Annotated in this window: 8 protein-coding genes and 2 pseudogenes; 7 read left to right on the top strand and 3 right to left on the bottom strand. The window is 62.0% G+C overall.

The features are described from left to right. The first annotated feature begins 105 nt into the window (after window positions 1–105). From NHF48_RS01550 to NHF48_RS01560, 3 genes are all read left to right on the top strand, one after another. Entirely contained in the window at window positions 106–1,203 is a 1,098-nt protein-coding gene (locus NHF48_RS01550) for a site-specific integrase (RefSeq protein WP_253069825.1), read from the top strand. Window positions 1,204–1,293: 90 nt separating this feature from the next. Continuing rightward, a protein-coding gene (locus tag NHF48_RS01555; RefSeq protein ID WP_126849408.1) for an IS5 family transposase occupies window positions 1,294–2,051 on the top strand; the annotation gives its coding sequence in 2 pieces (ribosomal slippage) (window positions 1,294–1,627 and window positions 1,627–2,051; 759 coding nt in all). 21 nt (window positions 2,052–2,072) lie between these two features. After that, on the top strand, window positions 2,073–2,798 hold the full coding sequence (locus NHF48_RS01560; protein ID WP_253069826.1) for a TonB-dependent receptor domain-containing protein: 726 nt from the start codon (window positions 2,073–2,075) through the stop codon (window positions 2,796–2,798). A 415-nt stretch (window positions 2,799–3,213) separates the two neighbouring features. Here the strand turns inward: NHF48_RS01560 and NHF48_RS01565 are convergent, their stop codons facing one another. Then, the gene (locus NHF48_RS01565; RefSeq protein WP_253069827.1) at window positions 3,214–3,657 is read right to left on the bottom strand and encodes a hypothetical protein; all 444 of its coding nucleotides are present in this window, start codon (window positions 3,655–3,657) and stop codon (window positions 3,214–3,216) included. A gap of 70 nt (window positions 3,658–3,727) precedes the next feature. Between NHF48_RS01565 and NHF48_RS25680 the strand changes: the two genes are divergently transcribed. Continuing rightward, on the top strand, window positions 3,728–3,991 hold the full coding sequence (locus NHF48_RS25680; protein WP_446741096.1) for a hypothetical protein: 264 nt from the start codon (window positions 3,728–3,730) through the stop codon (window positions 3,989–3,991). 85 nt (window positions 3,992–4,076) lie between these two features. Here NHF48_RS25680 and NHF48_RS01575 read toward each other — a convergent pair whose 3' ends face one another. After that, entirely contained in the window at window positions 4,077–4,259 is a 183-nt protein-coding gene (locus NHF48_RS01575; RefSeq protein WP_253069828.1) for a hypothetical protein, read from the bottom strand. A 371-nt stretch (window positions 4,260–4,630) separates the two neighbouring features. Between NHF48_RS01575 and NHF48_RS01580 the strand changes: the two are divergent. The 3 genes and pseudogenes from NHF48_RS01580 to NHF48_RS01590 all read left to right on the top strand — a co-directional run bounded on the left by NHF48_RS01580 (window position 4,631) and on the right by NHF48_RS01590 (window position 8,144). Further along, window positions 4,631–5,562 (top strand): annotated as a pseudogene (locus NHF48_RS01580) (tyrosine-type recombinase/integrase). A gap of 6 nt (window positions 5,563–5,568) precedes the next feature. Further along, a pseudogene (locus tag NHF48_RS01585) lies at window positions 5,569–6,762 on the top strand (IS91 family transposase). Between the two features lie 638 nt (window positions 6,763–7,400). Next, the gene (locus NHF48_RS01590) at window positions 7,401–8,144 is read left to right on the top strand and encodes an IclR family transcriptional regulator (protein ID WP_263816601.1); all 744 of its coding nucleotides are present in this window, start codon (window positions 7,401–7,403) and stop codon (window positions 8,142–8,144) included. A gap of 19 nt (window positions 8,145–8,163) precedes the next feature. Here the strand turns inward: NHF48_RS01590 and NHF48_RS01595 are convergent, their stop codons facing one another. Beyond that, window positions 8,164–9,162 (bottom strand): quinone oxidoreductase family protein, encoded by a 999-nt coding sequence (locus NHF48_RS01595; protein ID WP_263816603.1) that lies wholly within the window; start codon window positions 9,160–9,162, stop codon window positions 8,164–8,166. Between the last annotated feature and the right edge of the window lie 85 nt (window positions 9,163–9,247).

Consider the following 9,247-nt stretch of genomic DNA (forward strand, 5'->3'; position numbering starts at 1 on the left):
ACCATTCTAGCGATAAACCCCATTCCCGCTAGAAACACGCTGGCTTATATTTGAACGTTCGCGTACCCAACCGGTGCCGCAAAACGTGGCATCTGGGCTATTTCGATGATCGAGCGAACCAACGTGTCACACGATGCCGAAACTGGCATGAGCCCGGCTGGCGACCTCGTCGTGACCGATCAGGTCAGCGCCCTCGCCGCATACCTACCCGATCTCGCACCGGATGATCGCGAGCGGGTCGATGGCTATGTCGCTCGCGCGTCAGCGGAAGCGACGTTGCGCGCCTACCAATCCGACTGGCGGCTCTTTTGCGCCTGGTGCGAGGAAAGCGGATATCAATCGCTGCCCGCGACGCCAGCGATCGTTGCTGCATTCCTGACCTTGCTCGCCGAGCGCGGGTTCGCCCCACGGACGCCGCATCGGGCGCGGGGAGGGCGCGAGGCGTTGGCCAAGCCGTTAGGGCGTTCGACGATCGGTCGACGGCTCTCGGCAATCGTCTTTGCGCACCGCGCCGCAGGGTTCGACCCGCCGACGCAACAGCCAGACGGCGCGCGGCTGGAAAAAGCCATGCGTGCCATCCGGCGCGACAAGCGCGATGATCCGTCAGGTAAGAAGCGCCCTGCGGATGGTGACGTGTTGCGTGACATGCTGCGGACGATCGATGGCGAGGATCTCCGGTCGTATCGTGATCGGGCCCTGTTGGCGATCGGGATGGCGGGCGCGTTTCGTCGTTCCGAGCTAGTAGCGATTACCGTCGGTCGGGTGTCGGACGATACGCGCGGGTTGCTGGTCCGCGTTCCAACGTCGAAGACCGACCAGGAGGGCAGGGGGCATAGTGTCGCCATCCCCGATGGTCGGCGCCTCGAGCCCGTCCGGCATTATCGCGCCTGGCTTGAGAAAGCCGCGATCGACAGCGGTCCGGTGTTTCGCAAGCTGACGCCGCAAGGGCGGCTCACCGAGCAGCCGATGAGCGCGCAGGGTGTGGCGCTTGTCGTGAAAGCCGCTGCCCGATCCGCGGGCTATCCGGAGGCCTTATTCTCCGGCCACTCGCTGCGGGCTGGGTTCCTGACCGAGGCGGGGCGGCAAAATGCCAATCTGTTCAAGATGCGTGAGCATAGCCGGCATGCCTCGATCGACATGGTGGCAGAGTATGTGCGCGATCATGAGCGGTTTCGCGAACACGCTGGAGAGGGGTTTTTGTGACTCCGTCAGTCGCCAGGCTGTGCGGACTAGGGTCAGGACCCATTGATGTGAGAGGCGCGATCTGATTCAGGCTCCGTGAGGAGACTGAGGATGAGCGACCTGTACTGGCTAACGGACGAGCAGATGGCACGCCTGCGGCCATATTTCCCAAAGAGCCATGGCAAGCCGCGAGTTGACGACCGGCGGGTGTTGAGCGGCATCGTTTTCGTGAACCGCAATGGGCTGCGCTGGCGTGATGCGCCCAGCGACTACGGCCCGCACAAGACGCTCTACAATCGCTGGAAACGGTGGGGTGAGATGGGTGTGTTCCTCCGCATGATGGAAGGTCTGGCTGCCGCTGATGCCGACCCAAAGACCGTCATGATCGACGCGACGTATCTGAAGGCGCACCGCACGGCATCGAGCCTGCGGGTTAAAAAGGGGATCTCGGGCGCCTGATTGGTCGCACCAAAGGTGGCATGAACACGAAGCTCCATGCCGTGACCGACGCAAACGGCCGTCCGCTCAGCTTCTTCATGACCGCCGGACAGGTCAGCGACTACACCGGTGCGGCCGCATTGCTCGACGATCTGCCCAAGGCGCAATGGCTGCTCGGCGACCGCGGTTACGACGCCGACTGGTTCAGGGATGCCTTGCAGGCCAAGGGCATCCAGCCATGCATCCCAGGTCGGAAGTCTCGGCTCGAGCCCATCAAATACGACAAACGCCGCTACAGGCGCCGTAGCCGTATCGAGATCATGTTCGGACGGCTGAAGGACTGGCGCCGCGTTGCGACCCGCTACGACAGGTGTCCGACGGTCTTCTTGTCCGCCATCGCCCTCGCTGCCACTGTCATCTTCTGGCTTTGATCAACGAGTCCTGACCCTAGTGTGCGGGAGCTTTTCGCCAACGGCGTAAATTTGGCGACGAACAGCTTCGAACTCGGGCTGACGCAATCACCGGCCGATTTCCTCTTTGAAGACTTTCCGATCGACTTCGCGCCAAGCATGCCTGACTTGATGGAGAAGACGAACGCGGTCAACTTGACCTTTCGGAAGGCCGGCGGCTCACTTGAGTTTGAGGTCGGCCTGTTCTATCAGAATATAAGCGACTACGTTTTTGCTCGCTTCATTCAGAGCAACTCCCAGAACGGCGTGCGCGCCAACATGCTCGCCTACAACGCTGCCGACGTAGAATTCAGCGGAATAGACGGACAGGTCAGCTTCCGGCTCGATACGGCATCACAAGTCACCGTATTCGGTGACTATGTCGATACCAATATCAAGAACAATGACGATAATCTGCCCCGCATCTCGCCAGGACGCCTCGGTGCGCGTTACGGGTATGCGGCGGGGCCTCTGTCCGGTGATGTGGAGTATTATCACACGTTTGAGCAGGACAAGGTCGCGTCCTATGAAACCCGAACGCCGGGTTATGACATGTTGAACGCTACGTTGAGCTACCGCTTCGATATCGGGCAGACCAAAACGGTCGAGGTCTACATGCGAGGCACGAACCTGCTCAACCAGCTTGCATTCGTTCACACATCGTTCGTCAAAGACCAGTCACCGTTGCGAGGTCGGAGTGTGGCGATCGGCATGCGCCACGCATTCTAGCAGCAGTTCGCTGGCTGTTATTGCGTGATGTCGCGACGGCGGCGGTGCATCAATCTTGACAGGGCGGCTAAGGCCATTTCGATGGTGCGACGAAACTTGCAACTTAGCCTCCTCACAAACCATCATCCAGGAATGATGTGTCGCGCTGGGCAACTATCGGCGTAACGGTGCGAACGGGGATTTCTATTTTCCAAAAAACCGTTCCCTCAATAAACCACGATTGGCAGACGAAGCTCGAGAACGCTGTGGCTGTCAAAAAGGGTATACCCTGAGTGAGCATGTGATTTGAACACAAATCCCGTTCAAACAGGGTCGGTAACAGCGAGTTTGAACACCTCATTCTGAAGTTCTAAACCCTGCTTGCACACATAGGCGTCTTGCTTACCGGCGTGGATCGCGAGGTCGGCCTATGCCTTCAGAGGGCGATCGTGGGATTTGTAGTCGATGGAATGAGCGTCGGCACGCATTGCATGTTTGACGCTCGGTTCGCGGCTGCCACCAGATCAACGTCACCTATATCGCGGCAATCGATCCACCATTTGGCATCAGTGATCTGAAGGCATGCGTTACAGTCGGCGTCGCTGTTTGAGTTGGTTAGCGCTGCAAGCCACTTGTTCCTGACCGTCGACGCCCAGCTGATTTGCCGATCAGTCCCAGTCAACGGCGGAAGAACAAGGTGTGAGACAGCGGCGCTGCTTAACGCTGCTGCGGCAACCTCCTCAGCCCGCTTCTCCGCAACGAAGCAGTCACGACAGGTAGTCGTCTTCAGCCACTTGGCCTTTCGTTCCTGCTGGCTGTCATAGCCGGTGAGATGATGAGCCTGCTCATGACCGCAGGCATGAATGATCCGCTGTTCCATGCCATGGATGATGCCCGCTCGTGGTTTGTGCGCAACGCCAATGAGTCAGGTTGGATCAGAATCGCGGCCAGTGGCTGACGACTGCACGGGACAAATGTCCAGCCAACTAAGCTGGCGCAACGCCGTCAGCGTTCACCAGATCCGGGCCAACCAATGTGCCGATGAGCCGGACGCGCTTCTCTACCAGATCTACGGGCGTTCGATGCAATTCCAGCTCGTAGCGGCCACCGACATCGCGGCGAAGATAGAAGGCCCCGCCATCCCGGACCAGAGTGCCTATCTCATTGATCCGGGTGCCAATCGCTACCATCGCTGCGTCGTCGCCTTATTATGATCATGTAAGGTTGCGGGAGATCCTCCGCGTAACCGATGCGCCTCGGTGGGGCACAGGATTCTGCTACTCCGTTCCCGACGGGCCCTCAGAGACTGATATTCCGCCGCGCCATTTCCGCGAACGCCATATCCCCGATGAGCGGGCGGGGCTCGGCTTTAAAGATGTCAGCTAAATCGAGCAGATCCTCGTTGGAGAGGTTCGCGATCGAGGCTTCGATCTCGGCAAGCCGTCGCACCGCGTCATCGCCGCGATCGGCGACCCGCTTCATTCTTGTCTTGAGCATGCCGCCCTTTATCATAAACGTCGCGGGGGCGGCAGGGGCATTTACGGCGGATTGGCTGAGGTCATTCGGCTAAAATGCCCGCTGTCTGCAGGCGGATGACGCTTCTCCAAGGAGAACCGCACCGCGTTCTGGCGGCAGATCCCAAAGCGGCAGGAACGCCCAAATTCAAGGAGTAAACGGCGCCATCACGGTGCATGCGAACCGTACACATTTACGGTAAAAATGGTGGAAGCACGAACCCGCTGCGCGGGAGGGTCGTGCGGGGCGCGGTTGAATTGACATCGCGGGTGTAGCGCATCGGTTGAGCGCTACGGGAAGCAGGCAGAGCATCGGGGTTCCACGAAAGGAGCCCTGCCATGACCATCCTCATACCCGTTGTTGCCGTCAGCCCGTTACGCCAACGTCTCATTGACGAGATGGACATACGCCGCTTCGGTCCTGAGACGCATCGGAACTACATTCGCGACGTCGGGCGGTTCGCGACGTTCCTCGGGCGCTCGCCCGACACAGCAACGGCGGAGGAGGTTCGGCGCTTCCAGATCGAGCAGTGTGACCTGGGCGTGCCTGCGCCGACCATGAATGCTATCGTATCGGCACTGCGATTCTTCTTCATCCAGACGCTCGACCGGCCGGATCTTGCCCGTAAGCTGGTCCGCATGCGGCACGTGCGCAAGTTGCTGGTGGTCCTGAGCCAGGACGAGGTGGCGCGGCTGTTGACGGCAACCACATGCCTTAAACATCAGGCGGCGTTGTCGGTCGCCTATGGCGCCGGACTGCGTGCGGCCGAGGTCGCCGCCCTCAAAGTGCGCGACGTCGACAGCGAGCGCATGCTGCTGCGGGTCGAGCGCGGCAAGCCTGTCCTGAGCTTGTCGAAGGGGGCGGGCGGTATCGCAACGCCATGCTCCCGGTCGGGCTGTTGGCGTTGCTGCGGGAGTGGTGGCGAGTGGGTCGGCGTGAGGGCGTATTGCACGTCGACGGGTGGCTGTTTCCCGGTCAGCACTATCTCAAGCCGCTCAGCACGCGGCAGATCTACTGGGTGGTGGTCGAGGCGGGGCAAGCAGCGGGCATCGACAAGCGGGTCGGACCGCACACGTTGCGGCACTGTTTCGCCACGCACCTGCTCGAGGACGGAATCGACGTTCGCATCATTCAGACGCTGCTAGGGCACGCCAAGCTGGAGACCACCGCCTATTACACGCAGGTCGCCACCCGGGTGCTGCGCAACGTGACCAGTCCGTTCGACAGGCTGGCGATGACCGCTATGGAAGCGAGAGCGCCCAGCGGCTGAGCGACGATGCGTGCCTCTGTCGAGGTCGCCGACATCTTTCGCACCGCTGGTTCTACGTACCGGGCCGCCCGCGCCGGACACCTGAGCCTCGACCAGCTCAAGGTGATGTCAGCGATAGAGACCTGCCGCACCGCCGTCATAGGCGGTCACGTCGAAGCCTGCACCGACTGCGGGCACTGGCGGGTTGCCTACAATTCCTGCCGGAACCGGCACTGCCCGCGGTGCCAGGGCGCAGCGGCACGCACGTGGCTCGCCGAGCGCGAGGCCGACCTTCTGCCGGTCGGCTACTTCCATGTCGTCTTCACGCTGCCCACCGAGGTTGCCGATGTCGCGTGGCAGAACAAAGCGGCGGTCTACGGCCTGCTGTTCCAGGCGGCGTCAGAGACGATGACGACCATCGCCGCCGACCCGAAGCATCTGGATGCGCGCATCGGCATTACCGCGGTGCTCCACACCTGGGGTTCGGCAATGACCTACCATCCGCACATCCACATGATTGTCCCAGGCGGCGGACTTTCGCCCGACGGTAGTCGCTGGGTGTCATCACGACCCGCGTTCCTCCTGCCGGTACGCGTCCTGGGTAAGCTGTTTCGTCGCCTGTTCCTGACCCGGCTGATGTCGCTGCACGAAACTGGGCGCCTCGCGTTCTACGGCAGGCTCGCGCACCTCGCCGACCGGCGTGCATTCCTGCGGCACCTGTCCCCGGTCAGGAAGAAGCGCTGGGTCGTCTACGCCAAGTCGCCGTTTGCCGGCCCCGAGACGGTGCTCGCCTATCTGTCGCGCTAGACGCACCGCGTTGCGATTTCGAACAGCCGGATCCTGCGCTTCGACCAGACCGGCGTTACCTTCCGCTATAAAGATTATCGCCGGGGTGGCGCCGACCGCCAGCAGGTTATGACGCTGACCGCCGACGAGTTCATCCGCCGCTTCCTGCTCCACGTCCTGCCGAAGGGCTTCCACCGCATCCGCCACTATGGCCTGCTCGCAGGCGCCACCCGCAAGGCGCATCTCGAACGAGCCCGCGAACTGCTCGGGGTCGCACCGCCCGCGGCGTCCGACGCACGAGCCGAACCAGACGACATCCGGCCGCCATGCCCGTGTTGCGGCGGGCGTATGGTGGTCATCGAGACCTTCCTTCGCCAGCGCCAGGCCCGCGCTCCACCGGCTCCTGCGCCGTTATCCGGGATACAGGCGTCGTGACCCGGCACGGCCAAGGAGTTATCTATCTCGCAGGGCTCGTACTTGCGGAGACGATGTTACCTGCGCCGATAGCCATCAGAGGGGCGGCCACACCGAGCAAAGCCGCGCTGTCCGCGCTGGCGAACCCATCATGTTCAACCGGATTCGGGCGGTCTGCTTTCAAGCCCGCGCCTACATCTGCCGTGGCGCTGGTCACCAAGACCGGCCGGAAACCGAAAACCCCATAGCGCATCGCCTGCGGCCCGCGGGTTCGGGCTTCCAAGACTTTCGTACGCCTGCCGGCATCCGAAACTCTTCAGGAAAGCGGCCCGGCCGCTTTGGGGGAAGCGATCGGCGTAAGCGGACGTTCGTTCATTCAGCTGGGCGGGGGGCGTGAGAGCTGAGTAGAGTGTATACCTGTTGGTCCGCGATGGATTCCTTGTTGGATAAGAACCCGTTCGTTCAGGCGCTAAGACGGGGGAGACGAGCGGCCGATGTTGGTGCAAGCGGACTGCTCGCCTTCGAGCATTCACGCGGCTTGAGCGGACGATCGTTCCGCCGAAAGATCACGACTGCTTTGCGTTGCATAGCCCGAGCTGATGCGGCAACGACGCATCTCGTCGCATGATCGCGGCCAACTCATTTGAGAGACGCGATAGTTGAGACCCGTTGAACTCGCCTTCCAGATCGTTGAGCTGTTAGGCCAGCATCAGCCGGCCGGTGTCACCGAATTGGCGAAGCTCGCAGGCATCCCGAAATCCACCGCGCAGCGCGCATTGGGCGCGCTGCACAAAACCGGATGGATCGAGCCGGCATCAGACGATCGCGGCCGCTGGACGCTGTCACTTCGCGCGCTGATCGCGGCGGGGCGGGCCAATAGCGCGCTAGAAACGCTGCGCGGCATCGCCATCCCGGTGATGGACGAACTCCGCCGCTACAGCGAGGAGACGGTGCATCTCAATTTCCGATTCGATCGCCTGCTGATTTTAATTGAGCGGCTGGATGGGATCAAACCGGTCCGCTATTTCTTCCCATACGGCGCGATCAGCACGCTGCATGCCACCGCCTCTGGTCGGGCCGTGCTGGCGCGGCTCAACGCGGAGGAACTCGACACCTATCTCGACCGGCCGATGCGAGCGATCACGCGTAAAACGATTGTCGATCCTGTTGCGTTTCGTGCCGAAATCGAGGCGACGCGCGCGCGCGGCTATGCCATCACGTTCGGCGGAAATCGCCCGGACGTGCATGCGGTGGGCGCGGCGATCACTGATCCCACGGGCCGCCCGATCGCCGCTATGACGATTTCAGCACCTTCTGAACGACTGGATGACGGAATGGCGGCGGCTTACGGCCCGCGCCTTGCCGACGGCGCACGTCGGATTTCTTTAGGGCTAGCCGCGTAGCCCTGAGTCTTCTAGCAAATCAGTGTTTCAATACGATTTTCCCGAAATGGCGATTGTCCGACATCTCTTCCATTGCCGCTGGCAAGTCTTCGAACGCGAAGCGCTCGGCGATCGGCATGCGGAACACGCCGGCGGCGAGCGTGGGGTAAAGATCGGCAAGCATGCCACGCGTCACCGCGGCGAATTCCTCGTGCGTTCGCGAGCTGAAGGTGGTGCCGATTAGCGAAATCCGGCGCATAGCGTGCATCTCAGCGTCGAACGGCTGCATATTGGTGCCTAAGCGTCCGACATTGACGATCCGGCCTAGTATTCGCGTGGCGCGCAGCGTTTGGTTGAGTAGCGAACCGGACACTTGGTCAATCACTAGATCGACGCCGGCCTGCGCGGTCGCTGCGAGCGTGTCTTCCACCCACGTTTCGTCGCGAGAATTGAGCGCCAGATCGGCGCCGTAGTCGCCCAGGCGAGCGACGCGTACATCCTGTGTAGACGTGCCGATCACTAACGCAGCACCGAGTGCCTTGGCGATCTGCATCCCGACCAGGCCGACCGCACTACTCGCGCCTTGCACCAGCACCGTCTGCCCGCGCTGCAAGCCGCCCGACATGACGAGCGCCTCGTACATCGTGCGCAGCGCGACGGGAAAGCAAACGGCCTGCTCGAAGGACATCTCCGGCGGCAGCGCGAACAGCTGGATTGGCCGTGCGGCAACATGATCGGCGAAGGCGCCCGCGCCCATCCCGGCCACGCGATCGCCCACGGCATAGCCCGTTACGCGAGTCCCGACAGCGACGATTTCGCCCGCCCATTCGATGCCCATCGTTGCCCCCGTACCGCCGCTTGCGCCGTGACGATAGCCTTTGGCCATCTTGAGATCGATGCGGTTGAGCGCGCTGGCGTGGACGCGTGCGACTACGGTATCGGACGACACATCTGGTAATAGCCGGTCGATCAGCTGCAGTCCCTGGGCGCTCGCGACGTAGGCGCGCACGTCAGGCACCCGCGGAGGCGATGACGCCATCCGTTTCCAGGGCCAAAATACCGTCCTCGCTCACGCCCGCTTCCCGCAAGATCTCTCGCGTATGCTCGCCGACCGTAGCTGGGCC

The sequence above is a fragment of the Sphingomonas sp. H160509 genome, assembly GCF_024124765.2.
Lineage (GTDB): Bacteria > Pseudomonadota > Alphaproteobacteria > Sphingomonadales > Sphingomonadaceae > Sphingomonas.

Excerpts from the sequence above, each read along its gene's own strand:
- NHF48_RS01575 (WP_253069828.1), bottom strand. The coding sequence starts at position 4,259 with ATGAAGCGGGTCGCCGATCGCGGCGATGACGCGGTGCGACGGCTTGCC.
- NHF48_RS01595 (WP_263816603.1), bottom strand. The coding sequence starts at position 9,162 with ATGGCGTCATCGCCTCCGCGGGTGCCTGACGTGCGCGCCTACGTCGCG.
- NHF48_RS01550 (WP_253069825.1), top strand. The coding sequence starts at position 106 with ATGATCGAGCGAACCAACGTGTCACACGATGCCGAAACTGGCATGAGC.
- NHF48_RS01565 (WP_253069827.1), bottom strand. The coding sequence starts at position 3,657 with ATGGAACAGCGGATCATTCATGCCTGCGGTCATGAGCAGGCTCATCAT.